The organism is Camelimonas lactis, assembly GCF_004342915.1.
GTDB lineage: Bacteria > Pseudomonadota > Alphaproteobacteria > Rhizobiales > Beijerinckiaceae > Camelimonas > Camelimonas lactis.
Map to the genome: position 1 here is coordinate 1 of NZ_SLWL01000017.1, position 24,071 is coordinate 24,071.

20 protein-coding genes are annotated in these 24,071 nt (G+C 67.1%); 15 read left to right on the forward strand and 5 right to left on the reverse strand.

From position 1 onward, the window contains the following. Window positions 1-108: 108 nt before the first annotated feature. The 13 genes from EV666_RS15415 to EV666_RS15475 all read left to right on the forward strand — a co-directional run bounded on the left by EV666_RS15415 (window position 109) and on the right by EV666_RS15475 (window position 12,460). Complete coding sequence (locus EV666_RS15415) at window positions 109-930, forward strand: enoyl-CoA hydratase/isomerase family protein (protein WP_165910042.1); 822 nt, start codon at window positions 109-111, stop codon at window positions 928-930. A 19-nt stretch (window positions 931-949) separates the two neighbouring features. Further along, entirely contained in the window at window positions 950-1,615 is a 666-nt protein-coding gene (npdG, locus tag EV666_RS15420; protein ID WP_132010152.1) for an NADPH-dependent F420 reductase, read from the forward strand. Beyond that, the gene (gene cofC / locus EV666_RS15425; RefSeq protein ID WP_132010155.1) at window positions 1,615-2,298 is read left to right on the forward strand and encodes a 2-phospho-L-lactate guanylyltransferase; all 684 of its coding nucleotides are present in this window, start codon (window positions 1,615-1,617) and stop codon (window positions 2,296-2,298) included. Before npdG ends, cofC begins: the two co-directional genes overlap by 1 nt. Next, window positions 2,285-4,729, forward strand: coding sequence for a 5-amino-6-(D-ribitylamino)uracil--L-tyrosine 4-hydroxyphenyl transferase CofH (gene cofH, locus EV666_RS15430; protein ID WP_132010158.1), 2,445 nt, complete (start codon window positions 2,285-2,287; stop codon window positions 4,727-4,729). The genes cofC and cofH overlap by 14 nt, the downstream gene beginning before the upstream one ends. Next, on the forward strand, window positions 4,726-5,196 hold the full coding sequence (locus EV666_RS15435) for an acyl-CoA thioesterase (RefSeq protein WP_132010161.1): 471 nt from the start codon (window positions 4,726-4,728) through the stop codon (window positions 5,194-5,196). Before cofH ends, EV666_RS15435 begins: the two co-directional genes overlap by 4 nt. 150 nt (window positions 5,197-5,346) lie before the next feature. Continuing rightward, window positions 5,347-6,495 carry an ABC transporter substrate-binding protein gene (locus EV666_RS15440; RefSeq protein ID WP_132010163.1) on the forward strand — a complete coding sequence of 383 codons (1,149 nt, stop codon included), beginning with the start codon at window positions 5,347-5,349 and terminating at the stop codon, window positions 6,493-6,495. A gap of 64 nt (window positions 6,496-6,559) precedes the next feature. Continuing rightward, window positions 6,560-7,435: a branched-chain amino acid ABC transporter permease gene (locus EV666_RS15445; RefSeq protein ID WP_132010241.1), complete on the forward strand. Its 876-nt coding sequence runs from the start codon at window positions 6,560-6,562 to the stop codon at window positions 7,433-7,435. A 100-nt stretch (window positions 7,436-7,535) separates the two neighbouring features. After that, window positions 7,536-8,390: a branched-chain amino acid ABC transporter permease gene (locus tag EV666_RS15450; protein WP_207906428.1), complete on the forward strand. Its 855-nt coding sequence runs from the start codon at window positions 7,536-7,538 to the stop codon at window positions 8,388-8,390. After that, the gene (locus EV666_RS15455) at window positions 8,384-9,151 is read left to right on the forward strand and encodes an ABC transporter ATP-binding protein (protein ID WP_245514470.1); all 768 of its coding nucleotides are present in this window, start codon (window positions 8,384-8,386) and stop codon (window positions 9,149-9,151) included. The genes EV666_RS15450 and EV666_RS15455 overlap by 7 nt, the downstream gene beginning before the upstream one ends. After that, window positions 9,144-9,842, forward strand: coding sequence for an ABC transporter ATP-binding protein (locus tag EV666_RS15460; protein WP_132010167.1), 699 nt, complete (start codon window positions 9,144-9,146; stop codon window positions 9,840-9,842). The genes EV666_RS15455 and EV666_RS15460 overlap by 8 nt, the downstream gene beginning before the upstream one ends. A gap of 1 nt (window position 9,843) precedes the next feature. Beyond that, window positions 9,844-10,599 (forward strand): coenzyme F420-0:L-glutamate ligase, encoded by a 756-nt coding sequence (gene cofE, locus EV666_RS15465; RefSeq protein WP_132010169.1) that lies wholly within the window; start codon window positions 9,844-9,846, stop codon window positions 10,597-10,599. Then, on the forward strand, window positions 10,596-11,528 hold the full coding sequence (locus tag EV666_RS15470) for a 2-phospho-L-lactate transferase CofD family protein (RefSeq protein WP_132010171.1): 933 nt from the start codon (window positions 10,596-10,598) through the stop codon (window positions 11,526-11,528). Before cofE ends, EV666_RS15470 begins: the two co-directional genes overlap by 4 nt. Beyond that, window positions 11,525-12,460, forward strand: a complete 936-nt coding sequence (locus EV666_RS15475) for a 3-hydroxyacyl-CoA dehydrogenase family protein (protein WP_132010173.1) — start codon at window positions 11,525-11,527, stop codon at window positions 12,458-12,460. Before EV666_RS15470 ends, EV666_RS15475 begins: the two co-directional genes overlap by 4 nt. Here the strand turns inward: EV666_RS15475 and EV666_RS15480 are convergent. Further along, window positions 12,436-13,518, reverse strand: a complete 1,083-nt coding sequence (locus tag EV666_RS15480) for an AraC family transcriptional regulator (protein ID WP_132010175.1) — start codon at window positions 13,516-13,518, stop codon at window positions 12,436-12,438. The genes EV666_RS15475 and EV666_RS15480 overlap by 25 nt on opposite strands. 148 nt (window positions 13,519-13,666) lie before the next feature. Between EV666_RS15480 and EV666_RS15485 the strand changes: the two genes are divergently transcribed. Beyond that, window positions 13,667-14,821: an iron-containing alcohol dehydrogenase gene (locus EV666_RS15485; RefSeq protein WP_376884646.1), complete on the forward strand. Its 1,155-nt coding sequence runs from the start codon at window positions 13,667-13,669 to the stop codon at window positions 14,819-14,821. A 93-nt stretch (window positions 14,822-14,914) separates the two neighbouring features. After that, window positions 14,915-16,372, forward strand: coding sequence for an NAD-dependent succinate-semialdehyde dehydrogenase (locus EV666_RS15490; protein WP_132010179.1), 1,458 nt, complete (start codon window positions 14,915-14,917; stop codon window positions 16,370-16,372). Window positions 16,373-16,473: 101 nt separating this feature from the next. On the opposite strand, the gene EV666_RS15495 is transcribed toward EV666_RS15490, so the two are convergent. From EV666_RS15495 to ada, 4 genes are all read right to left on the reverse strand, one after another. Beyond that, window positions 16,474-19,851 carry an error-prone DNA polymerase gene (locus EV666_RS15495; RefSeq protein WP_132010181.1) on the reverse strand — a complete coding sequence of 1,126 codons (3,378 nt, stop codon included), beginning with the start codon at window positions 19,849-19,851 and terminating at the stop codon, window positions 16,474-16,476. Beyond that, on the reverse strand, window positions 19,848-21,644 hold the full coding sequence (locus EV666_RS15500; RefSeq protein ID WP_245514471.1) for a Y-family DNA polymerase: 1,797 nt from the start codon (window positions 21,642-21,644) through the stop codon (window positions 19,848-19,850). The genes EV666_RS15495 and EV666_RS15500 overlap by 4 nt, the downstream gene beginning before the upstream one ends. Continuing rightward, on the reverse strand, window positions 21,607-22,488 hold the full coding sequence (locus EV666_RS18465) for an ImuA family protein (RefSeq protein ID WP_207906429.1): 882 nt from the start codon (window positions 22,486-22,488) through the stop codon (window positions 21,607-21,609). Before EV666_RS18465 ends, EV666_RS15500 begins: the two co-directional genes overlap by 38 nt. 178 nt (window positions 22,489-22,666) lie before the next feature. After that, the gene (gene ada / locus EV666_RS15505; protein WP_132010185.1) at window positions 22,667-23,869 is read right to left on the reverse strand and encodes a bifunctional DNA-binding transcriptional regulator/O6-methylguanine-DNA methyltransferase Ada; all 1,203 of its coding nucleotides are present in this window, start codon (window positions 23,867-23,869) and stop codon (window positions 22,667-22,669) included. Window positions 23,870-24,071 lie beyond the last annotated feature (202 nt).

Sequence of the window (24,071 nt, forward strand, 5' to 3'; positions counted from 1 at the left end):
GGCTGCCCGAGGCGTGGAATCGATGCCCACGATGCCGTGGAATCCATGCCCACGATCGCGTGGAATCGATGCCCATCATCCGTGGAATCCGCAGGGAAGGTCAACATCATGAACGACGCGTTCATGATGTTGACGCCTGGCGTGCTCGCGCGCCTGGAGGCCGACGCCGCGAATATCCGCGGCGTGATCGTCACCTCCGCCAAGAGCTCCTTTCTCGCGGGCGGTGACCTCGCCCTGATGTCCCGGGCCCGGCCGGGGATGGAGGCGGAAATCTTCGCGCATTTCGAGCGGCTTAAAAGCTATCTGCGGCGGCTGGAGACTCTCGGTCCCCCGGTGGTCGCAGTTGTGAACGGCGCGGCGCTGGGCGGCGGCTACGAGCTTTGCCTTGCCTGCCATCACCGCATTGCCCTTGATCGCGACGATGCGCAGCTTGGCCTGCCGGAGATCGAATTCGGCATTCTCCCGGCCGCTGGCGGCGTCATCCGCCTGACGCACCGGCTGGGGTTCGACAGGGCCCTGCCATGGCTGCTGCAGGGCCGGTGCGTGTCGTTGCGGCAGGCCGTTGCCGAAGGCCTGGTGGAAGAACGCGCGGACACGTTGGCGGAGGCCAGGGACCGCGCCCGCGCGTGGATATTGGGGAACTCCAGGCCCGTGCAGCCGTTTGATGCTCCTGGCCGGACGTTCGGCGCCCACAGCCTCTCAGGCGCCGATCGAACGGCGTTGCAGCGTGCGGTGGAGCGGGCGCGACCGCCCGGCGACCACGGCAATCTTGCCGCGACCCGGATCGCCGAGGTGGCGGCCCAGAGCCTTTATCTGCCCTGGGACGTGATCTCCAGGATTGAGACACGCTGCTTCGTCGAGCTGCTGATGTCGGACGAGGCGCAAGCCAGGATCGCCGCCTTTTTCGCGCCCCGGCGCGCGGCGGGCTAACCAGCAATGGAGAATTGAGATGAACAGGACCTACGCCATTCTTGGCGGAACGGGGGCGCTCGGGTTCGGGCTGGCGCTGCGCCTGGCGCGTTCTGGCGGTCGCGTCGTTATCGGTTCGCGCAGTCAGGAGAAGGCGGAGGAGGCGGCCGTTCGCGCGCGCGCCATTCTTGCGGAAGGCGGCGCGGCGACGATCGATATCCAGGCGGCGGAGAATGGCGCCGCCGCGGCGCAGGCCGATCTGGTCTTCGTCACGGTTCCCTATGCGCAGCAAAAAACGCTGCTCTCCGAAGTCTCCGGGCGCCTGCAAGGCAAGATCGTCATCGACGCCACGGTCCCGCTGGCGCCGCCCAGGGTTGGTGTTGTCCAGTTGCCGGAAGGCGGGTCGGCGGCCGTGGCGGCCCAGGCCATGCTCGGCGGAGGCGTCAGGCTGGTGTCGGCATTTCAGAACGTCGCAGCCGACAAGCTTCAATCGCTGGAGCCGCTCGATTGCGACGTGCTGGTGACCGGCGACGACAGGGCCGCGTGCCTGGAGGTGGTCGCGCTGATCGAAAGGCTGGGCCTGACCGGCTATTACGCCGGGCCGCTGGCGAATTCGGCGGCGACGGAAGCCCTGACCTCGCTGCTGATCCAGATCAACCGGCAATTCCGCTGCCAGGCCGGCGTCCGCATCACAGGCGTGACGTGATGCACGTCATCGTTCCGGTCAAATCCTTTGCGCACGCCAAGAGCCGTCTCAGCACGGTGCTCGACGGCGCGCTGCGGCGGCGGCTGGCCCGCGCCATGGCGCGATCCGTGCTGGTTGAGCTTGCACAGGTCAGGGCGCCCGGCCGGATACTGGTGGTCACTTCCGAGCCGGAAATGGTGGAGATCGCACAGTCCCTCGGGATTGAAAGTCTCCGGGACGGGGGCGTGGGCGGACTGAACGGCGCCCTTGCTGAGGCGGAGGGCTGGCTTGGCCCGGCGGATGACGGGATCGCGGTTGTCTGCGCCGACCTTCCTTTCTTTCGCGCCGCCGAGTTCGAGCGGATGCGCGCAGCCCATGCGGCGCTCGGGCCCACGGGCGTCACCATTGCCAGCGACCACGCCGGGGCCGGCACGAACGTCCGGATGGTCACGGGGGCGGGCCGCTTTCCTTATCTCTACGGGGCGCGGAGCGCGCGCGCGCATACGCTGGCGGCGCGGAAGGCAGGGGCGCCGCACCAGTTGTTCGCGTCCGAAACATTCGCGCTCGATCTCGACACCCCAGCCGACGTCGCCAGGGTCTTTCAGACGGCGGCAGGCCAGGCCGGCCAGGCGCAGGCGGTGAGAACGATCCTGTCGTCCCGTCCAGGGGCACCACCGGAGATCTCCAGCCATGGAAAAGCATAAACCAGCGGCGGGTCCGCATTTGCCGGATTTGCCGGACAGGGCCGCCGCGCTGAACCTGCTTGCGCTTCCGACCGCGACGCTTCTCGGCATGGCCCGGGATTGCCGCGACGCCGGTTTCGGCCACCGGGTGAGCTACTCCCGCAAGGTCTTCATTCCGCTCACGGAGCTGTGCAGGGACGTCTGTCACTATTGCACCTTCGCCAAGGCGCCCAGCCGGCTCGCCGCTCCGTTCATGACCATGGAGCAGGTGCTGGATGTCGTTCGCCGCGGGCAGGCGGCCGGCTGTAACGAGGCGCTCCTGACCCTGGGCGAAAAGCCGGAGCTGCGTTATGCGGCGGCCAGGGAATGGCTCGAAGTCAGGGGCTACGCCAGCACCCTCGACTACCTCCATGCGGTCTGTTCGAAAATCCTCGAAGAAACCGGCATGCTGCCGCACGTCAACGCCGGCACCATGACGCCGGACGAACTGGCGCGGCTGCGTGAAGTCTCGCCGTCCATGGGCCTGATGCTGGAAAGCGGATCCGCGCGCCTTTGCACGCGCGGCCAGCCGCATTTCGGCTCGCCAGACAAGGTTCCGGCGGTTCGCCTGGAAACGCTGGTCAACGCCGGCAGATTGCATATCCCGATGACCACCGGGTTGCTGGTGGGGATCGGCGAGACGCCCGAAGAATTCGTGGATTCCCTGCTCATGATCCGTGCGGTGCACGCGGACTGGGGCAATATCCAGGAAGTCATCATCCAGAATTTTCGCGCCAAGGCCGGCACCAGGATGGCCCGGACGCCAGAGCCGGACGCGGAGCGCTTCCAGCGCGCCATCGCCATCGCCCGGCTCGTGCTTGGCCCGGCGATGAGCATTCAGGCTCCGCCCAATCTGGCGCATGGCGACCTCCGCGCCCTTATCGACGCCGGCGTCAACGACTGGGGCGGCGTTTCGCCAGTGACGCCGGACCACGTCAATCCCGAAGCGCCCTGGCCGCAGCTGGAGCGGCTGGCGCGGGAAACCGCGGCCGCCGGCAAGGAGCTCGTGCAGCGACTGACGGTGTATCCGCGCTACATCGATCCCCGCGGGCCGTGGATCGACCGCAAGATGCTGCGCCATGTCCTGGCCCGCTCCGACGCCGAAGGCTACGCCCGGGAGTGCAACTGGGTGGCTGGCGGTCTCGCGCCGCCTGACACGTCAATTTTCGATGGCCTTGAAAACCCGGTCCAGGCGCACGAAGCGCGGTCTGACATCGCCAGGATCGTGACCGCGGCGATGGCGGGCGAGCGGTTGCAGGCAGCAGAGATAGAAGCCCTGTTTGGCGTTCGCGGCCGCGACCTGCTGTTCGTTTGCCAGGCGGCCGACGCCCTGCGCAGGCGCCAGTCGGGCGACGAGGTCAGCTATGTGGTCGTCCGCAATATCAATTACACCAATGTTTGCGCCTATGCGTGCGCCTTCTGCGCTTTCTCGAAGGGCAAGACGCATGAGGCCCTGCGCGGCAAACCCTACGACCTGGACCTGTCCGAGATCTCCCGACGGGTCAACGAAGCCTGGGATCGCGGCGCCGCCGAAGTCTGCATGCAGGGGGGAATCAGCCCTGACTATACGGGTGAAACCTATCTGAACATCCTGCGCGCGGTGAAACAGGCGCAGCCGGACATCCATGTTCACGCCTTCTCGCCGCTCGAAGTCACGCAGGGGGCCGCGACGCTCGGGCTTTCGCTGCGGGACTATCTGATGCGGCTGAAGCAAGCCGGGCTGGGGTCCTTGCCTGGCACGGCGGCCGAGGTGCTGCACGATGACGTGCGCGACATCCTCTGCAAGGGCAAACTCACGACCGGCGAATGGGTTGCGGCGATCGAGCAGGCGCATGAGGTCGGCCTCAAGACGACGTCGACGATCATGTATGGCCATGTCGATCACCCGCGGCACTGGGCGCATCACCTTCTGCTGCTGCGCGATGTCCAGGAGCGGACAGGGGGCGTCACCGAGTTCGTGCCGCTGCCTTTCGTTGCGATGGAAGCCCCGATCTACCTGCGCGGCGGGGCCCGGCCTGGCCCGACGTTCCGCGAGGCCATCCTCATGCACGCCGTCGCGCGACTGGCGCTGAATCCGCTGATCCCGAACATCCAGGCGTCATGGGTGAAGCTGGGCCCGGAGGGGGTCGCGATCGCGCTGAGGGCCGGGGCGAACGACCTTGGCGGCACGCTCATGAACGAATCCATCACCCGCGCCGCCGGCGCGCAGCATGGTCAGGAATCCACGCCAGAACAGATGGAGCAACTGATCGCGCAGGTTGGCCGCCGGCCGGCGCAGCGGACGACCCTGTACAAAAGGCAGGCGCCGGACCGGGCCAAGGCGTCGTTTGGCGCGCCTGACCTCCTGCCGGTCGTCAACCGCCCCTACGCCCGCCGGCGCCCGGCGACGGACGCGCGGGAGGCGGCGCCATGAACGCGACAACAAAAGCGCCCTCGCGGCGGCGCCCAGTCCCGTCGCGCCGGCAGGATTTTTTTCATTTTGAAGACATCACGACCCGGTGGAACGACAACGACGTCTACGGGCACATGAATAACGCCGTGCATTATGCGTTGTTCGACAGCGTCGTGAACCGCTGGCTCCACGATGTGGGCAGGAAACACGCCTTGCGCCAGGACTGTATTGGCCTGGTCGTCCATAGCCGCTGCGACTATCACGCCGAGCTTGCGTATCCGCACAGGATCGTGGCCGGACTGCGCATCGACAGCCTCGGGCAAACCTCGGCGACCTATCGGGTCGCGTTGTTTGCGGAACACGGGGAGCTGGCCGCGGCCGAGGGCCTTTTCGTCCACGTCTATGTCGACAGGGCGACGCGCCGGCCCCAGCCGCTGACGGAGGGGCTGCGCACGGCCATGGCCGGCCTGCTGCGCCCGGAGGCATAGCGGCCCGTGAACGAAAATGTCTCTTTTTCTGAGCGGCGCGGACATTGTCCTTCTCTTCAGAAAAGCGAGAGTCATGTCGGGATCAACCTGGGAATAACCTGAAAATCCCGGTCCCATTACGCAATAATAAAAGTTGTCGGGAGAGGATCCATGAAGAATGGTCTCGCGCGGACCGCGTTCGCGGCCGCCCTTTCGCTCGCCATGTCGCTGCCAGCCCTTGCCGACATCAAGATCGGCGCTTTCACATCCGCGACCGGACCCGCGTCATTCCTTGGCGAGCCACAACGGCTGACGCTTGAAATGCTGGTCCGGCAGATCAATGCGGCCGGCGGCGTCAATGGCGAACGGATCAATCTCGTCTATTACGACGACGCATCGGATGCGAGCGCCTCGCGCAACTTCGCCGTCCGCATGATCGAGGAAGACGGGGTGGCCGCGATCATTGGCGGCTCTGGCACCGGAAACTCGATGGCCATCATCCCGGTGATTGAAGACGCGAAGATCCCGTTCGTGTCCTTTTCCGGCGGCGTCGAGATCATCGACCCCGTCCGCAAATGGGTGTTCAAGCCGCCGCACACCGACCTGATGGCCTGTGAGAAAATCTTTGATGACATGAAGGCGCTCGGGTTGAGCCGGGCGGCGCTCATCGCGGGGCAGGGCGGTTTCGCCAAATCCATGGCGAAACAGTGCGCGGCGCTGGCTCCGAAAAAGTCCATCACCATCCTGGCCCAGGAGAGCTACGGCCCGCGGGACAGCGACATGACCCCGCAACTCAATCGCATCAAGGCGATCCCTGGCGTTGAGGCCGTCATCAACGCTGATATCGGCCAGGGGCCGGCGATCGTCACCCGCAACTTCCGGCAGCTCGGCATGACGCAGACCCTCTATATGAGCCACGCGGCCGCGACGCTCGGCTACCTCGAGGCGGTGGGCAAGGATGGCGACGGAATCCGCATTCCCGCGCCGCTGCTGCTGGTGGCCGACACCCTGGCCGACAGCGATCCGCAGAAGAAGGTTCTCGTGAAATATCGTGACGACTATGTCGCGGCGACGAAGCGGCAGCCGGACGCCTTTGGCGGCTACGCCCATGACGGCCTGCTGCTGCTCGTCGATGCGATGAAACGGGCGAAGAGCGCGGAGCCGCAAAAGGTTCGCGACGCGCTTGAGGCCACCGACGGCTTCGTCGGCACGGTCGGGCCGATCCACATGACGCCGGCCGATCACCTCGGCATCGACCTCGGCAGCTTTGCAATGCTGACGATCAGGGGCGGTCAATGGGCGCCTGCTGCGGGCAGGTGACAGCACACGGCATGCGGGCGCGTTTGCCCGGTATCGGCCCCGCCCATCTCTGGCAGGATTTATGATGGTGACGATCTTACAGCTGATCGTTTCAGGCCTGACGGTCGGAGCGATCTATGCCCTCGTGGCGGTCGGTTTTACGCTTATCTATCGCGCGTCCGGCATCTTCAACTTCGCGCAAGGCGAATTCTTCATGCTGGGAGGAATGCTGGCCGGAATCGCCATGGCCAGCTATGGCCTGTCCTATCCGGTCGCGGCGCTGCTGGCCTGCGTGATCACCGTGATCTTCGGCCTCGCGCTCTTCCTGCTCGGCATCAATCCGGCCCGCTCCGCCTCGCCGATCCAGCTGCTGATCCTGACGATCGGCGCGTCGCTGCTGGCGCGTGGCCTCGCTTCCGCGATCCTCGGCAAGGACTTTGTCAGGCTACCCCAGCTTTTGCCCTGGGACGTGTGGCGCATCGGCGGCGTGGTGATCCAGGTCCAGGCGGTGGCGATCGTCGCCGGCGCGTTCCTGATCGTCTCCGCCATGGGGATATTTCTCTCCCGCGCGCTCACCGGCAAGGCGATCGTCGCGGTCGCGGCGAATACCGTGGGGGCGCAGCTTGTGGGCATCAACCGGGTCGCGGTTATCAGCCTCTGCTTCGCGCTGTCGGCGCTGATCGGATCGCTTGGCGGCATCCTCGCGACGCCGATCACGCTGACGAGTTACGACACCGGCGTCATGCTCGCCATCAAGGGCTTCACGGGCGCCATGCTCGGCGGCGTCGGCAAGCCCTATGGGCCAGTCATCGGCGGTCTGCTGGTGGGCCTGCTGGAGGCGTTCGGCGCCGGCTTCCTGTCGTCCGTCTACAAGGACGCCCTCGCCCTGGTTGTTCTTCTGCTGGTGTTCGCGCTGTTCCCCCAAGGTATTTTTGCCTCGCGATCGGTAGAAAGGGTCTGACATGCGCAATAAACTTGCTTCTCCTTATGCGCCGCCCGTCATCATCGCTGCGTCCATCGTGCTCATCTCCTGCCTTCCGCTCACAAATTTTCAGGTTCGCATGGCGACCCTGCTGTTTATCTTTTCGACCGTGGTCCTGGGGAAGAACCTGCTCATGGGCTACGCCGGACAGATCAGTCTCGGGCACGGCGCCTTCTTCGGGCTCGGCGCCTACACGGTCGCGATCGGCGCCGCGCGCTACGGGCTTTCGCCGTGGCTGCTGACGGCCATGTCCCTGCCGGCCGCCGGCGTCATCGCGTGGATCATCGGCCGGCCGATCCTCAAGTTACGCGGTTACCATCTGGCGATGGCCACCCTGGCGTTCGGATCGATATTCGCGATGGTGCTGACGAACGCGGTGCACATCACCGGCGGCCCGGATGGAATGGCCCTGGACATGGCCGCCGTCCGGCTCTTCGGCATGACGCCGAGATGGAGCTGGTACTGGATCTGCGGCGGCGTCCTCGTTCTGGCGATGTACCTGCTCGCCAGTCTGCTTGACAGCCCGACAGGGCGCGAGATGCGGGCCATTCACGACAGCGAAATCGCGGCCGGCGTGCTCGGCATCGATGTTGCGCAGGCGAAGCTGCGCGCCTTCGTCATCTCGGCGGTTTTCACGACATTGGCGGGGTGCTGCTTCGTCATGTTCGACCGTTACATCACGCCGCAATCGGCGGGCATCCTCCGCTCGATCGAATTCGTGACCATGACCGTCGTCGGCGGCCTGGGCTCCGCCATCGGCAGCATCATCGGCGCGGCGATCTTCGTGGTGCTGCCGCAGTTTCTGACTGTTTTCCACGAATACGAGCAGGCCATCCTGGGGCTCATCCTGGTGATCATCATGGTCCTGCTGCCCAAAGGCATTGCGCCGAGCCTCGCCGGCTGGCTGCGTTCGCGGAGGGCCTCGTCGTGCTGAAAGTCGAACAGCTTGGCATCCGTTTCGGTGGGGTGGTTGCGCTCGACGGCGTCAGCTTTTCCGTCGCGGAAGGCGAGATTTACGCACTCATCGGCCCCAACGGGGCCGGCAAGACAACGCTCTTCAACTGTGTCTCTGGCCTCTATGTCCCGACGGGCGGCAGCGTCTTTCTGGACGGGGCGGACATCTCATCCCTGAAGCCGTTCGAACGCGCGCGCCGGGGCATGACGCGCACCTTCCAGAACCTGCAGATTTTCGAGCACATGACCGTGGTCGAGAATGTCATGGCCGGGGCCCGCATCCACGAGAAGGGCGGTATTCTGGCGCATATGCTCGGCTTGCGGTCGGTGAAGGCCCAGAACGCCGCGACCCGCCGGCAGGCGCTGGCGCATCTCGACCAGGTCGGCATCGCCGATCTGGCGGACCAGATGGCGGGCGCCCAGTCCTATGGCGTCGTCAAGCGGCTGGAAATCGCCCGCGCCCTCGCCACGCAACCGCGCGTGCTGATGCTCGATGAACCTGTCGCCGGATGCAATGCGACCGAGACCGCCGAGGTGGACGCGGTGATCCGCGACGTCGCCCGCATGGGCGTGACGGTCGTCCTTGTCGAGCACGACATGCACATGGTCATGGGGCTGGCCGACCGCGTGCACGTGCTCAACCAGGGGCGAACCCTGGCGGTGGGAACGCCGGAGGAAATCCGCCGCAACGCGGCTGTCATCGAGGCCTATCTGGGAGTGACGGAGGCTGCCGATGCTTGAGATCGGGAAGCTGCGCAGCCGCTACGGCCGCATCGAGGTTCTGCACGACGTCTCCCTTGAGGTTGGCCAGGGGGAGATCGTTGCGCTGGTTGGCGCCAATGGCGCGGGAAAGACCACGCTGATGCGGGCGATTTCCGGCATTCAGCCGATAACCGCCGGCACGATTACGCTGGCCGGCGTCAAAATCCACAACGATCCGCCGGCCCGGCGCGTCGCGCAGGGGCTGGCGCAGGTCCCGGAAGGGCGGCAGATATTCGCGCCGCTCCCGGTGGAAGACAATCTCGCGCTCGGCGCCTGGGTGTCCCGGAGCAGGATCGAGAGAAACCGCTCCCGCGTCTACGAGATGTTTCCGATCCTGGGCGAATTCCGGAAACGCGCGGCCGGCTCCCTTTCCGGTGGGCAGCAGCAAATGCTGGCCATGGGGCGCGCGCTCATGTCCGATCCCCGCGTCCTTCTGCTCGACGAACCAACCATGGGCCTTGCCCCGCTTCTCGCGAAGCAGGTCATGGAGATCATGCGCACGATCCGCGACGCCGGCACGACGATTCTGGTTGTCGAACAGAACGTCCAGGCGGTGCTGCGGTCGGCTGACCGCGGCTACGTCATCGATCGCGGCCGGATTGCCATGGCGGGGCCGGCGAAAGACCTGCTCGCCGATCCCCGGGTGCAGGAAGCGTATCTGGGGGTCTAGGATGGCGAACGTCACCCTCATGCCGTTACCGGATTTTCCCCGCGTCGAGCCGGGGGACAGGCTGGACGGCCAAATCCTGGCCGCGGCCGGCGAGGCGGGTCTGCGCGATGGCGACATCGTCGTGCTGGCCCAGAAGATCATCTCCAAATCCGAGGGGCGCTACCTCCAGCTGCGGGACGTCGTTCCATCGGCCGAAGCCGCGCGGCTGGCCGCCATCGCCCGCAAGGATCCGCGCCTCGTCGAACTGATCCTCGCGGAAAGCCGCTGCGTCATGCGCGTCGCGCCGGGCGTCATCATCGTGCGGCACAGGCTCGGCTACGTCATGGCGAACGCCGGGATCGACCAGTCCAATCTGGCGCAAGGCGCGGCGGAACGGGTGCTGCTGTTGCCGGAAGACCCCGACCGGAGCGCGGCGGAGCTGCGGCGAAAGCTGCAGGCCGCGACGGGACGGAGACTGGCCGTGCTGATCATCGACAGCTTCGGCCGGGCGTGGCGCAACGGCGCCTGCGGGACCACCATCGGGTCTTCCGGGCTTCAGGCGCTTCAGGACCTGCGTGGCCGCCCGGACCTCTTCGGCCGCCGTCTCGAAACCTCCGAACTGGCCTTTGCCGACGAGATCGCCGCGGCGGCGTCCCTGGTGATGGGACAGGCCGACGAGGGAAAACCCGTGGTCATCGTCCGCGGCGTCGCGTGGGATGAAAGCGACCAGACCGCCCGCAACCTGGTGCGGCCAACAGCAAGCGATCTTTTCAAATGAAACAGCACTTTATCGCCCTGTGCGGGGGCGTCGGCGGCTCCAGGCTCGCAGATGGACTGGCCAGGCGCCTTGATCCGGACGAGCTGACGCTTGTCGTCAATACGGGCGACGACTTCGACCACCTGGGTTTGCGTATCTGCCCCGATCTCGACACCGTGCTTTACATGCTGGCGGGGCTGGTCAGCGGCGAACGCGGATGGGGCCGGGAGGACGAAAGCTGGAACGCTCACCAGACGCTCCAGGCCCTCGGGGCGCCGTCATGGTTCCAGCTGGGCGACAGGGACATCGCGCTGCACCTCTACAGAAACGCGCTTCTGGCGTCCGGGCGCAACCTGTCACAGGCAATGGCGCGGATCGCGGCCGGGCTGGGCGTCCGTCATGCGCCGGCGCCGGTGACGGACGAGGCCACGCCGACGACCATCGTGACGGATGACGGCGACCTGTCGTTTCAGGATTATTTTGTCAAACATCGGGCTGACGTTCATGTCCGCGGCGTCCGCTACGGCGGGCAGGCCGGGACGATACTCTCCGCCGGTCTGGAGGCGGCGCTCGCCAGGCCTGAACTGGCCGGAATCATCATCGCGCCGTCCAACCCGTTCCTCAGCATCGGGCCGATGCTGGCGACCGGCCGGTTGCGCGAGCGGATCGCTGCGCGCAACGTCCCGGTCGCGGTGGTGTCGCCCTATGTCAACGGAGCCGCCGTCAAGGGGCCTGTTGAACGGCTCCAGCGCGATCTGGGATTGCCGCCGGGCGACGCCGGCGTGCTCCGGCATTACGGCGATCTCGTCGATCTGTTCTTCACCGACAGCGACCGGATCGCGGCGCCGGCTGGCGTCCGCGTTGTCGTCGGCGACACGCTCATGCGGGACGCCGCCGACCGGGCGAACCTGGCCTCCCGTATCCTCGCCGCCCTGGGAGCGCAGGCATGAAAAGCGTCGTTATTGTCGGCGACGACCGGTTCGCGACGCAGCTGTCCGATCTTCTCGTTTGCAGCCTTCCGGGGCAGCCGCGAATCCAGCGCGTCGCGCCGGATGATCCCGATCTCCCGACCCGGCTGGCCGGCGCCGATTGGGTTATTGAGATGGCGGGGCATGCGCTGGAGCAAAAGCGGGCTGTCCTGCGGCATTGCGCGCATGGGGCGACGGGGCTAGTGACTTCAGATGCGTCGGTCATCACGCGCCATGAACTGCTTGCCGGCCTGCCTCCAGACTTTGGCAACCGGTACGCCGTCGCACATTTTTTCTTTCCATTGACCCATTGCCCGCTGGTGGAGCTGGTCGCCGCATCGGAGCCGGACCTGCGCCTGAAGCCGCTGCTTTCTGACCAGCTGCGTCATACGCTTGAACATCACATGGGACGGACTGTCGTGGAGGTGTCCGACAATCCCGGTTTCATCGCCAACCGGCTCGGGCTGTTCCTGATGGCCAGCGGCCTGGCGCTTCTCACCCAAGGCGGCCCCGATCCGGCCGCGATCGACAGGGCGGGGGCCAGGTCGCTCGGGCTGCCGCGCACGGGGCTCTTCGGCGCGGCCGATCTGATCGGGCATGCGACGCTGAAGCTGCTGCTTCTCGCGCTTTGCGCCCGGCTGTCCCCTGCCGATCCGCTGCGTCTGGTCGCGCCAGGGGCGGTGGCCCGGCTGGATGACCTCAGGGCGCGCGGACGGGAGCGGTTCATCGACCGCGCCGACATGCGCCAGGACCAGCGCGCGGCTCCAGGCGGGCCGGACGTCGCCGCGCTCACCGGCAGGCTGCAGGCCGACCGGGACAGCTACATGCGGCTGGTCTGCAGGGAAACGGGCATCCCGCCGGCCGGGGCGGCCGACATCATGCGCAAGAGCTACGGCTGGGATGTCCCATGGTGACGGGAGGCCTGGTCTCGCTCGCCCTCGCTGAACTGCCCGAGGACTTCCTTGCGGTAGTTTCTTGGCGTCATGCCTGTCCACTGGATGAACGCCCGGGTGAAGGCGCGTGTTTCCGAATAGCCGAGGCGCTCCGCGATGGCCGATACGCTTTGTCTGGTTTTAAGCAAACTCCGCAGGGCAAGATCCCTGCGAATTCCTTCAATGACGCGCCGGAAACTCGTTCCCTCCTGCTTGAGGCGCCGGCGCAAGGTCTGAGCGCTCATGCCATAAGCCCCAGCGAAGTGCTCCAGCTGCGGAAACGACGCTCCCCCGGCGCTGGCGGCGAGGATATCGTTATGCAATCGCCTGGAAATACTTTCGACGTTTGCCGGAACGACCATGAAAACCAGCGGCGCCCGATCGAGCATGGCCTTGAGTTCGGCCCGGGTGCGACGGTTCGGGACGCTGGCCAGGTCTTCGCCGAACACCAGGCGGGTCCTGGATTGCGAGAACCGCTGGACGCCGGGAAACATATAGCGAAGCTCCTCGGCGCGGCCCACCGGTTTTGGATAGTTGAAATCGACGTATTTCAGCGGGATCGTTCGACCCGCCATCCAGCACACGGCGCGATACCAGATCGAAAGCCAGAATTCGAGAAAATAGTTGTTCGGATCGTACTCCGGATGATGGAACGTCACCTCAAGAACGTAAACGCCGCCCGTATCGGAGAAACGCATCTCCATTTCATCGGTGAAGAGGCTGTAGAACAGCACGCCTTTACGGATCGCCGCCGCAATCGTTTCCTCGTGGATGACAAGGTTGCACATCATCGCAAAGACGCCGGGTTTACACCTTTGCAGCGTAAAGCCCATGAACTCGTCATCCAGAATCAGCCAGACAAGCTGGACAAGCTCCGCCAGCTTTTCGGACGGGCCGCGCCAGGCGGGATCATGCACGCTGGCCGCATCCAGACCCACGCGCTGCAGAAAATCGCCGCCATTGAAGCCAAGTCGTTCGGCGCCTCGCAACGTCTCGCGGAAATAGTGGGAGCAGGACGTAGCCAAATGAAACGCCTCCATGGACCCGCCGCGTCATGACGGACGCCGGCGCGGCGGCGCTGCAACTTTTCGCGCCGGCGCCGGGAAGATAATGCGCAAATGTCAAATGACCACCCGGAATTCAGGAACTCCGGTGGTTCTACATCTGTTTTGACTGGGGAGAATTGCCTTGAAAGCTTTCGATTTCAAGACTGTATCGAATATCCATGTCGAATTTGGCGGCGTTGACCGCTTTGGCGAGAGACTGGCCGACTGGTTACCTGCCACGAAGGCGCTGGTGGTCACGGACCATTTTTTGCACCAGTCCGGCCTGATCGACGGCTTGAAGGCCTCCCTGCGCAGAAGCGGTTATCCAGTCGCCGTTTTTGATTCAGTCGAGGCCGACCCCGCGGAAGAGATCGTGCGCGCCTGCCGCGATCTGGCGGTGGCGGAACAGGCCGGCGTCATCATCGGCGTCGGCGGCGGCTCATCGATGGATGTGGCCAAGGTCGTCGCGGCGCTGGCGAAGTCCAGCCAGGAGATCGCCGCCGCCTACGGGATTGGCAACCTGCAAGGCGATCGCCTGCCGTTAATCCAGATTCCCACCACCGCCGGCACGGGGTCCGAAGTCACCGGCATCTCGATCCTGACCACGGGCGAGAATACCAAAATGGGGATCGTCGCCGACCAGCTTTACGCCGATCGCGTGCTGCTTGACGCCAGGCTGACGCTTGGGCTGCCAAAGCTCCATACGGCGGCGACTGGCATCGATGCGATGGTGCACGCCATCGAAGCCTACACATCGGTCCACCTGAAAAACCCCATTTCGGACATGCTGGCGCGCGAAGCGCTGCGGCTGCTCTCGTCGAACCTGCTGGCGGTGTGCGCGGATGGAAACAACATCGCGGCGCGCGAAGCCATGTTGCTCGGGGCGATGTTCGCCGGGCAGTCCTTCGCCAATGCGCCGGTCGCGGCGGTGCACGCCCTGGCCTACCCATTGGGCGGCCAGTTCCATATCCCGCACGGGCTCTCGAATGCGCTGATGCTGGGACCGGTGCTGGAATTCAATGTGTCCGGGGCTGCGCAGCTTTACGCGGAGCTGGGAGATGTGCTCGGCGTGAGCCGGAGCGGCCACGCCGATGTGGACGCGCGGGCCTTCATATCCCGGCTGCTTGTCCTGGTGAACGGGTCCGGGGCGCCGCGCCGCCTCCGGGACGTCGGGGTGCCGGCTGACAGTTTGCCGGCTCTTGCGCGCGACGCCATCAAACAGACCCGTCTGTTGCAGAACAATCCCGTGCGGCTGGACGAGGGCGACATCCTGACAATTTACGAGCGCGCCTACTGATCCCGCTGGCTCCTGTCGCCGGGCCGGCGCGGCTTTGCGCGGGGGCAACAAGGCATATCATGGCTGGCGTCAGTGCGAACGAAGGGCAGAAACATGATTCCTCATCTGAAAGACAATCGCCTGTTCAGGCAGGCGGCGTTGGTCGCGGGAAACTGGGTCGCGCCAGGTCCCGACGCGATAGACGTGCGCAACCCGGCGACCGGCGAGATCATCGGCCGCGTGCCGAAGCTTGGCGCGACGGAAGCCCGCGCCGCGATCGAGGCCGCCCAGGCGGCGCAGGCCGGCTGGGCGGCGCGCACGGCGGCGGAACGGTCACAGATCCTGCGCCGCTGGTTCGATCTGATGGTCGCGAACAAGGAGGACCTGGGCCGCATCCTGACCGCCGAACAGGGCAAGCCGCTCAAGGAGGCGATTGGCGAGATCGTTTATGGCGCAAGCTTCATCGAATGGTTCTCGGAGGAGGCGCGGCGCGTGTACGGGGATGTCATTCCCGGCCATCAACGCGACAAGCGTATCATCGTGCTGAAACAGCCGATCGGCGTGGTTGCGGCGATCACGCCCTGGAATTTCCCCAACGCGATGATCACCCGCAAGGCTGGACCGGCCCTGGCGGCTGGGTGCGCCATGGTGCTGAAGCCCGCGTCACAGACGCCGTTCTCGGCCATTGCCCTGGCCGTGCTGGGGGAGATGGCGGGGCTGCCCGAAGGGCTGTTCAGCGTGTTGACGGGCTCCGCCCAGGCGATCGGCGCCGAAATGACCGGGAACGCCCTGGTGCGCAAGCTCACATTCACCGGGTCCACCGAGATCGGCGCCGAGCTTTACAGGCAGAGCGCGCCGACCATCAAGAAGCTGGGGCTGGAGCTCGGGGGGAACGCCCCTTTCATCGTGTTCAACGACGCCGATCTGGACGCTGCGGTCGAAGGAGCGCTGATCGCAAAATTCCGGAACAACGGTCAGACCTGTGTGTGCGCCAATCGCATCTATGTCGAAGACGGCGTCTATGAGGCCTTCGCCGGCAAACTTCGCGCTGCCGTCAGCAACCTCAAAACCGGCAATGGCTTCGATGAAGGCGTCGATCTGGGGCCGCTGATTGACGCGGCGGCGCTCGCCAAGGTCGAGGAGCATGTGGGCGACGCGGTTTCAAAGGGCGCGAAGCTCGAAACGGGGGGCGCGCGCCACAAGCTGGGCGGAACATTTTACGAGCCGACTGTTCTTACCGGCGTCACCGAAGACATGCTGGTCGCCCGCGAGGAAACGTTTGGTCCGGTCGCGCCGCTTTTCCGGTTTGGCGGAGAAGCGGATGTCATCAGGCAGGCCAATGCGACCGAGTTCGGCCTGGCGTCCTATTTCTATGCGCGGGACATCGCGAAGGTGTTCCGGGTGGCGGAGGCGCTCGAATACGGCATGGTCGGCGTCAATACCGGATTGATCTCGACCGCCGAGGCGCCGTTTGGCGGCGTGAAGCTCTCGGGGCTCGGCCGCGAGGGGTCCAGGTACGGCATCGAGGAGTTCCTCGAAACAAAATACCTTTGCATCGGCGGCGTCCAGTAGCTGGCGCCGATCCCACGGGGAGCGCCGCTGCGGCGTTGGCAGGCGGTGGCGCTCCCGTCCGGGGCCGACTGGGCCCGCCTTGCGGCGGTTCAGCGCAAGCTTCAGTGAAAATCCCGCGAACCGGGCAGTATCCTCACGTCTCGTGGATGACGGTGCGCCGGCGCAGCGTCCTGGCCGCCTGTCCGGATGTCGCCGTTGAGACGTTCGAGCAGGTCGCTTTTGTCGATGATGTGCTTCGCCATCAGATGCACCACGTTTTCCGGGCTGCGCTCAATCACGCCGGTGATTTCCATGATCCGCGCGCCCATGACCGCGCGGCGAAACCGCGCGAACATGCGGGCCCAGAGCACGGCGTTGATGACGCCGGTTTCGTCTTCCAGGGTGATGAAGATGGCGTTTCCGGTTCCGGGGCGCTGGCGCACCAGCACCACGCCGGTGACGCGCGCCCAGGCGCCCTGACGGCTTTCGTTGCATTGGGCGCAGGTCAGCGCGCCTGGCAGCAGTGGGCGCAGGATCTGCATGGGATGGCCCTTCAGCGACAGCCGCAGGGTCTGGTAGTCGGCGGCGACGTGTTCGCCCAGCGTCATCTCCGGCAGGCGCTGGTTGACCTCTTCCGCCTGCTCCGGCGTCGCCGTGGCGAGGAACAGGGGGAGCGGGGCATCGTCGGGCAGGCGCTGCGCCGCCCACAGGGCGGCGCGCCGGTCCAGCCCCATGGAGCGGAAGGCGTCGGCCTCAGCAAGACGCAGGATGGCCCGGCGGGGCAGGGGCGCGCGCTGCTGGAGCATCTGCATGTCTGGCGGCGGATTATTGCTGCGCTGGCGCGTGGGCCCTGTCTGGACGGCGCCCGCGCCGCTGGCGATGGCGTTCTGTTCAGCCTGGAAGCTGACGATGGCGTCGGCCCATTCCTGGCGGAAACCGTCGATCTGGCGAAAGCCGAGGCGCAGGGCGAGGCCGTTTTCGGTGGACTCCAGAGTGTTGTCCCAGTGGCTGTGCGCCACATCGACCGCCAGAACCGTGACGCCATTGTCCTTCGCATTGCCAATAATCTGCGCCGGGCCATAGAAGCCCATGGGCTGGCTGTTAAGCAGCGCGCAGGCGAAAGCGGCCGGATGATAGCATTTGAGCCAGGCTGACACGTAGACCAGCAGGGCGAAGGCGGCGGCGTGGCTTTCGGGAAAGCCATAGGAGCCGAACCCCTTGATCTGGGCGAAGCAGCGCTCGGCGAAATTCCGGTCGTAGCCACGTTCGACCATGCCATTGACCATCATGTCTTCATAACGGTGCAGCGTGCCGTCGCCGCGAAACGTGCCCATGGCCTTGCGCAGGCCGTTGGCCTCTGCGCCGCTGAAGCCGGCGGCGACCATGGCGACCTGCATGGCCTGCTCCTGAAACAGCGGCACGCCTTTTGTCCGGCCCAGAACGCTCCGCAACTCGTTCGGCGGGTGCGGCGGACGCGGCGAAGGATATTCAACCTTTTCGACGCCGGCCCGCCGGCGCAGATAAGGATGCACCATGTCGCCCTGGATCGGGCCGGGGCGGACGATCGCCACCTGAATCACCAGATCGTAAAACTCTTTTGGCTTCAGGCGCGGCAGCATGTTGATCTGCGCCCGGCTCTCCACCTGGAAGACGCCGATGGAATCGCCGGTTTGCAGCATGGCGTAGACAGGCGAACTGTTTTCTTCCTGCTCGCTGGTCAGGGCGACGCTGGCCAGATCATGCGCCGCGCCCGTGTGCTGGCGGATCAGGTCAAAGGCCTTGCGGATGCAGGTGAGCATGCCGAGCGCCAGCACGTCGACCTTGAGCAGACGCAGGGCGTCGATGTCGTCCTTGTCCCATTCAATGAAGGTGCGGTCGGCCATGGCGGCGTTGCCGATGGGCGCCAGATCATCCAGCCGGCCGCGGGTCAGGATGAAGCCGCCGACGTGCTGCGACAGGTGCCGGGGAAAGCCGATCAGCCGCGACGCCAGCGCCACGGCGCGGCGGATGGCGGGGTTGCCGGCGTCGAGGCCGGCCTGGGCGATGTGGCTGTCAGGAATATCCTCGCCATAACTGCCCCACTGGCTGCCGGCGATGCGGGCGGTGACGTCCTCCGTCAGCCCCAGCGCCTTGCCGACCTCACGAATGGCGCTGCGTGGCCGGTAGCGGATGACGGTGGCGGCGATGCCGGCGCGGTGGCGGCCATAGCGCCCATAAATATACTGGATGATCTCTTCGCGGCGCTCATGCTCGAAGTCGACGTCGATGTCTGGCGGCTCGCCGCGATCGGTGGACAGGAAGCGGGCAAACAGCAGTTCGTGCTTGTCCGGGTCAACGCTGGTAATGCCGAGCACGTAACAGACGGCGGAATTGGCGGCCGAACCGCGCCCCTGACAGAGAATGTCGCGCCGCCGCGCCTCCTGCACGATGTCATGAACGGTGAGGAAATAGGTGGCGAAGCCAAGCTGGCGGATCAACGCCAGTTCCTCATCCAGCAGGCGTTGCACCTTTTCCGGGACGCCCTGCGGATAACGTGTTTTCACCTTGTCCCATACCAGATGTTCCAGCCAGCCCTGCGGATCATGGCCTTCTGGAACAGGTTCGTCGGGATATTGGTAGGCGATCTGCGACAGGTCGAAATTGATGCGTTGCAGGAGGTCGCCGGTGGCGGCGATGGCTTCGGGAGCGTCGCGAAACAGGCGGGCCATGGCGTCCGGCGCCTTCAGCCAACGCTCGGCGTTGGCCTCCAGCAGCCGGCCCGCCGCCGCGACAGTGGTTTTCTCGCGGATGCAGGTGATGACGTCATGCAGGTCGCGCTGGCCTGGCGCGTGATACAGCACGTCGTTGACCGCCAGCAGCCGGGCGCCGGCGCGCGCCGCCATGTCGCGCAGGCGGAACAGCCGGCGCCGGTCATCACCGCGCCGCCACATGCTGGCGCCCAGCCACACGGCCCCGGGCGCGGCGCCGGCGATCCGTTGCAGCGGCTGCTCCAGTTCCGCCAGCCGCGCCGGGGGCATGACAATCAGTTGCAGGCAGCGCACATCCGCCAGCAGGTCATCCAGGGTCAGGTCGCAGGCGCCCTTGCGGGCCCGCCGGGAGCCCTGGGTCAGCAGCCGGGTCAGGCGGCTCCAGCCAGCCAGATTTTCCGGATAGACCAGCACATCCGGCGCGCCGTCGCTGAAGGCCAGCCGGGCGCCGGTGATGAGATGGAAGGCGGCGGCGCGATGGCGGATTTCGGCCGCCAGAAGCGGGTCCCGGGGCAGGTCTTCGGAGGCGCCGGCGGCGTCGAGGCCTTCCTCACGTAGCGACCGGAGCGCGCTCCAGGCGCGCACCACGCCGGCGACGGTGTTGCGGTCGGCGAGGCCAAGGCCACAATGGCCCTGCATGATGGCGGCCAGCACCAGATCGCGGGGATGCGAAGCGCCGCGCAGGAACGAGAAATTGCTGGTCGCCGCCAGCTCGGCGTAGGCGGGGACAGGGTTCTGGGCGGCGTTGCTCATGGGAACAGGCCATGGATGAACCAGCGCGCCGCCGTCGCGCCGGCGTCTCCGGGACGGAACAGCCAGAATCGGCGCCCCTCACGATCCTCAACCCGGTAGTAATCGCGCGTGGCGCGAAGAGGGTGGGCGTCATCGGCGGGCGCGTCGTCGGGTGGCGTGGCGGCCGCTGCCGGCAATGTCCGCCACCATTCGGGCGACAGCCGTTCCGGCCCTTCCGCCGCCGCCACGTCGTGCATCATGCGCCGCCAGCGAAAGCGCAGCGGATAGCCGTCCGGCGCCGCGTCCATGGCCTCCACCGGTTGCGGCGTGCGGAACAGGTGCAGCGGCCGCGCTGGCGGGTCTTCCGGCGCAAGGTCGCGCCAGCCGACGCCGGCGCTGGCCAGGCGCGCCGGGCGCAACACGGCGGCGCGTTCTGGCAGATGTGAGCCGCGCGGGCACAGTTTCAGCACGGCTTCCGGGCCCAGCCGCGCCGCCAGCCTGTCAGCGAGGCGGCTGATATCTTCCTGGCCGGCTTCCAGTATATGTGTTGCCGGCAATATATTTGCGGGCAAGCCTGACTGCATGGCGGCCAGGGGCGCGGTTTCGCCGACACAGAGGCGGATCTGGTCGAAACCGAAACCCGGGTCCAGCGGGTCGTCCAGGGCGCCCAGCCGTTCGCGCAGCAGCAGGCCGACGAGCGCCGGATCGCGCGTCGGCTGGCTGACGGATACGGTGACGGCGCGTTTGACGCCATCCGTCCGGTAGAAGAGGGCGGTGAAGCGCAGGCCGCCTTGCCCGGCCTGTTCGAGGCGTTGCGCCGCATCCCGCAGCAGGCCGGCGAGCAGCGCCTCCACGTGCTCCTCGCGGGCGACAGGCTCAGGCAGGATGCGGTCGATGACGCAGGGCGGCGCCGGCCGTTCCGGCGTGATGCGGATGTCCTCGGCGCCGGTGATGCGGGCCAGCCGGGCCGGGAACGCGGCGCCGAAGCGGGAGGCGAGACTGACGCTGTCGCGATCGATGATATCGGCGAGCCGCTTCAGCCCGGCGCGCTGCAACGTCCTGTGGCGCCCTTCGGACAGTTCCAGCGCGGCGACGGGCAGGCGGGCGGTTGCGGCGCGGTCGCCGCCTTCCGGCACGATCAGCGGCGCCTCCCTGGCCGCGAGGGTGAACCTGGCCAGGGCCCGGGCGGCCTGGGGCGTCGCCGCCAGGGCGCAATGCACGTGCAGGCCGGCGGCGTGGGCGCGCTGGCGCACCCGGGCGGCCATGGGCGCCTCGCCGCCCGCCAGATGGGCGCAGCCGGTGATATCCAGCACCAGGCCGTGCGGCGGATCGATGGCGAGCAACGGGGTGAAGCGCTCGAAATCGTCGCGCAGGCGGGTCAGGAAGGCGTCGTCCAGGTCCGGCCGCGCCGGAACGACCCACAGGGCGGGCGCCAGGGCGCGGGCGTCCGCCAGCGTCATCTGTGGTCGCAGGCCGGCGGCCAGCGCTTCGGGCGAAACGGCGACAAGACGCATGGCGCCCCTGACCGGCGCAACGAAGACCAGCGGCGGCGCGCCCTGGCGGTTTTTGTCGCCATTCGCAATCTTGCCGCCGTCGTTGGTGGCGGCGCTTCCGGCCTGGCGGCGCAGGCGGTCGGCCGGCAGGAACGGGAACCACAACGCCAGATAGCGGCGCCGGGGAGGGCGCGCTCCATGCGGCAAGGCGGCGTCCGCCCCCTGGAACAGCGCCCCGACGTTCTGGTTCGCCGTATCTTTCGCCCAATAGGCGGCGGCGGCCTCACCCGGAGGCGCCTTCGCGAAACGTTCGTTGCGCACGGTCCCACTCCAGTATCCATGTGGCGGGGGCTGCGCCGCCGCGATGGCGCAGCAGGGTGACGGAGAAGGCGGGGTGGCCGGGGGCGTCGCCCTCCAGCAGGCGCGAGGCGGCCGCCCGCACCGTCCAGCGGCTCCAGGCCGCGCCAGGCGCCGGGTCGGCGGCGATCCGCACGGCCAGAATGGCGACGCCGCTGCGCGCCGCGACGAGGGCGAGGCGGCGGCTGGCGGTGAGATCAAACGCTTTCGCCGCGCCCCAGGCGCTGATGATAACCACGCCGACGGCGTTGTAGCGGGCGGCTTCCTCGGCGGCGCCCAGCAGTTCGGGAACCGTGCGGGCGCGGACCAGCAGCAGGGCGTCGGGGTCAAGGCCGAGATCGGCGAGGCCCTCGCCATGGGGGCGGCCGAGTTCGCGGCCGGCCATGTCGTGAAACGCCCAGACCACGGGCCGCCCCGCCGCGATGCGGATGGCGTGGCCGGTGGCGAAGCCATGGGCGGCGGGGCCATCGGCGACGCCAGCGAACAGGTCGTGCAGGGCGCCGGGGGCCAGCCAGGCCGGATGGCCGTCGCGCCGGGAGATGGAAGCGCCCGCGGCCTGGTCAGGTGGGAACAGGGCGCCGGTTTTTGCTGGCGGATGGTTCTGGCGCGCGTCGACATCCGCTCCGCCGCAAGGCGTTGCGGCGACGCGCAGGGCCAGGTCCGCTTTCAGCCGGGCCAGCGCCCCGGCGCGCGCCGCATGGGGGCGCCTGTCGCTTCCGGCCCGCAGCGGCAGCGGAGACGGGCGCGCGGAGGGGCCTCCGTCCAGCGGCTCTGTCCCGGTCAGGCATGAGGCGATATTGTTCTCCATTTGTTCTTTATAGCGCCGCCTGACAGGCAGGAGTCAAGAGCAAGAAGCAGGCGCAGGAGGCAGGCAGCAGGGCCGCCTGACTCCTGCGCCTGATGGCGGAAAACCGTCATGGAAAGGGGGCGCGGTTATCGCGTATCCCTATGGGGATAAACATTGATTTCATCGCTCTGGCCGCGCCTCACGGGCTGGAGGCGCCCTGTCCGGCCCGGGATTGCCTGCGTGACGCAGGGGCCGCAACCCCGCCGCCGGCGGTTTCCCGCCCAGCCGCCTCTTCTTCCACCGCCTGTTTCTCCGCCGCCGCCCGCTCCCGCGCCAGCAGGGCCTGCTTGCGCGCCACGCCCCAGCGATAGCCGGAAACATCGCCGTCGGTGCGGATAATGCGATGGCAGGGCGTCGCCACCGCCACCGGGTTGGCGCCGCAGGCCTGGGCCACGGCCCGCACGGCGCTGGGCTGGCCGATGCGGCGGGCGATTTCGGCGTAGGTGGCGGTTTCGCCGGCTGGAATGGCGCGCAACGCCTGCCAGACCCGCTGCTGGAACGCCGTGCCGCGCATGTCCAGCGGCAGGTCGACCGGCGTGGACGGGTTCTCGACAAGGGCGACGACGCGGGCGACGAGGCCGCCAAAATCCGGGTCGTCGCCGACGAGCAGGGCGTTGGGGAAGCGGTCCTGGAAGGCGCGGATCAGCGCCTCCGGGTCGTCGCCCATGCTGATGGCGCAGACGCCCCGGTCGCTGGCGCCGACCAGCAATGCGCCCAATGTGCAGCGGGCGATGCAGAAGCGGATGCGGGCATCCTTGCCGCCCTTGCGGAAGGCGGTCGGCGTCATGCCCAGCATGTCCGCTGATTTCTCGTAAAAGCGGCTGCTGGAGCCGAAGCCCGCTTCGTAAATGGCCGCCGTGACGCCGCCACTGGCGCCGAGGCTTTCGCGCATCTTCTGCGCCTGCAGGCCGGCGCGCCAGGCAACCGGCGTCACGCCGGTGATGGCCTTGAAATGCCGGTGGAACGCGAAGGGACTCATGCCGACCGCCGCCGCCAGCCGCGCGACGGTCAGCGGCGTCTCGCTGGCGGCGATCAACCGGCAGGCGCGGGCGATCGCCGCCGCGTGGCGCTCCGCCAGCGAGGGGCCGTCCGGACAACAGCGACGGCAGGGGCGGAAGCCGGCCGCCTCCGCCGTCGGTCCGTCGGCGAAAAAGCGCACGTTCTCCCGCCGGGCATGGCGGGCGGGGCAGGAGGGGCGGCAGTAAACGCCCGTGGTCCGCACCGCATAGACGAAGGCGCCGTCCTGCGCCGCGTCGCGGGCCAGCACGGCGCGCCAGCGGGCGTCGTCGGTCGCGGGAGCAATGTCCTTGCGGGCGTTGTCGATGTTCCGGGCGTCGGTCATGGCGTGCATCCCGTTGTCGGCGGTGGCCATCGCCCTGATGGCCCCTGTCGACGGTGATCCTGGGGCGCCGGCGCCCACCGCGCACTCCGGAGGCTGCTTTCAAATTTGCCGGCGCAAATCTGGCGCACAGACGTCCAACATATGAAGCCGGAGGCCGCCGCGCCATGCGCATTGCCCTGAAAAGCAAAAACCGGCGCGATCT

What these genes read in the sequence shown, in the direction of transcription:
- EV666_RS15415 (WP_165910042.1), top strand. Translation starts at nt 109, where the DNA reads ATGAACGACGCGTTCATGATGTTGACGCCTGGCGTGCTCGCGCGCCTG.
- npdG (WP_132010152.1), top strand. Translation starts at nt 950, where the DNA reads ATGAACAGGACCTACGCCATTCTTGGCGGAACGGGGGCGCTCGGGTTC.
- cofC (WP_132010155.1), top strand. Translation starts at nt 1,615, where the DNA reads ATGCACGTCATCGTTCCGGTCAAATCCTTTGCGCACGCCAAGAGCCGT.
- cofH (WP_132010158.1), top strand. Translation starts at nt 2,285, where the DNA reads ATGGAAAAGCATAAACCAGCGGCGGGTCCGCATTTGCCGGATTTGCCG.
- EV666_RS15435 (WP_132010161.1), top strand. Translation starts at nt 4,726, where the DNA reads ATGAACGCGACAACAAAAGCGCCCTCGCGGCGGCGCCCAGTCCCGTCG.
- EV666_RS15440 (WP_132010163.1), top strand. Translation starts at nt 5,347, where the DNA reads ATGAAGAATGGTCTCGCGCGGACCGCGTTCGCGGCCGCCCTTTCGCTC.
- EV666_RS15445 (WP_132010241.1), top strand. Translation starts at nt 6,560, where the DNA reads ATGGTGACGATCTTACAGCTGATCGTTTCAGGCCTGACGGTCGGAGCG.
- EV666_RS15450 (WP_207906428.1), top strand. Translation starts at nt 7,536, where the DNA reads ATGGCGACCCTGCTGTTTATCTTTTCGACCGTGGTCCTGGGGAAGAAC.
- EV666_RS15460 (WP_132010167.1), top strand. Translation starts at nt 9,144, where the DNA reads ATGCTTGAGATCGGGAAGCTGCGCAGCCGCTACGGCCGCATCGAGGTT.
- cofE (WP_132010169.1), top strand. Translation starts at nt 9,844, where the DNA reads ATGGCGAACGTCACCCTCATGCCGTTACCGGATTTTCCCCGCGTCGAG.
- EV666_RS15470 (WP_132010171.1), top strand. Translation starts at nt 10,596, where the DNA reads ATGAAACAGCACTTTATCGCCCTGTGCGGGGGCGTCGGCGGCTCCAGG.
- EV666_RS15475 (WP_132010173.1), top strand. Translation starts at nt 11,525, where the DNA reads ATGAAAAGCGTCGTTATTGTCGGCGACGACCGGTTCGCGACGCAGCTG.
- EV666_RS15480 (WP_132010175.1), bottom strand. Translation starts at nt 13,518, where the DNA reads ATGGAGGCGTTTCATTTGGCTACGTCCTGCTCCCACTATTTCCGCGAG.
- EV666_RS15490 (WP_132010179.1), top strand. Translation starts at nt 14,915, where the DNA reads ATGATTCCTCATCTGAAAGACAATCGCCTGTTCAGGCAGGCGGCGTTG.
- EV666_RS15495 (WP_132010181.1), bottom strand. Translation starts at nt 19,851, where the DNA reads ATGAGCAACGCCGCCCAGAACCCTGTCCCCGCCTACGCCGAGCTGGCG.
- EV666_RS18465 (WP_207906429.1), bottom strand. Translation starts at nt 22,488, where the DNA reads ATGGAGAACAATATCGCCTCATGCCTGACCGGGACAGAGCCGCTGGAC.
- ada (WP_132010185.1), bottom strand. Translation starts at nt 23,869, where the DNA reads ATGACCGACGCCCGGAACATCGACAACGCCCGCAAGGACATTGCTCCC.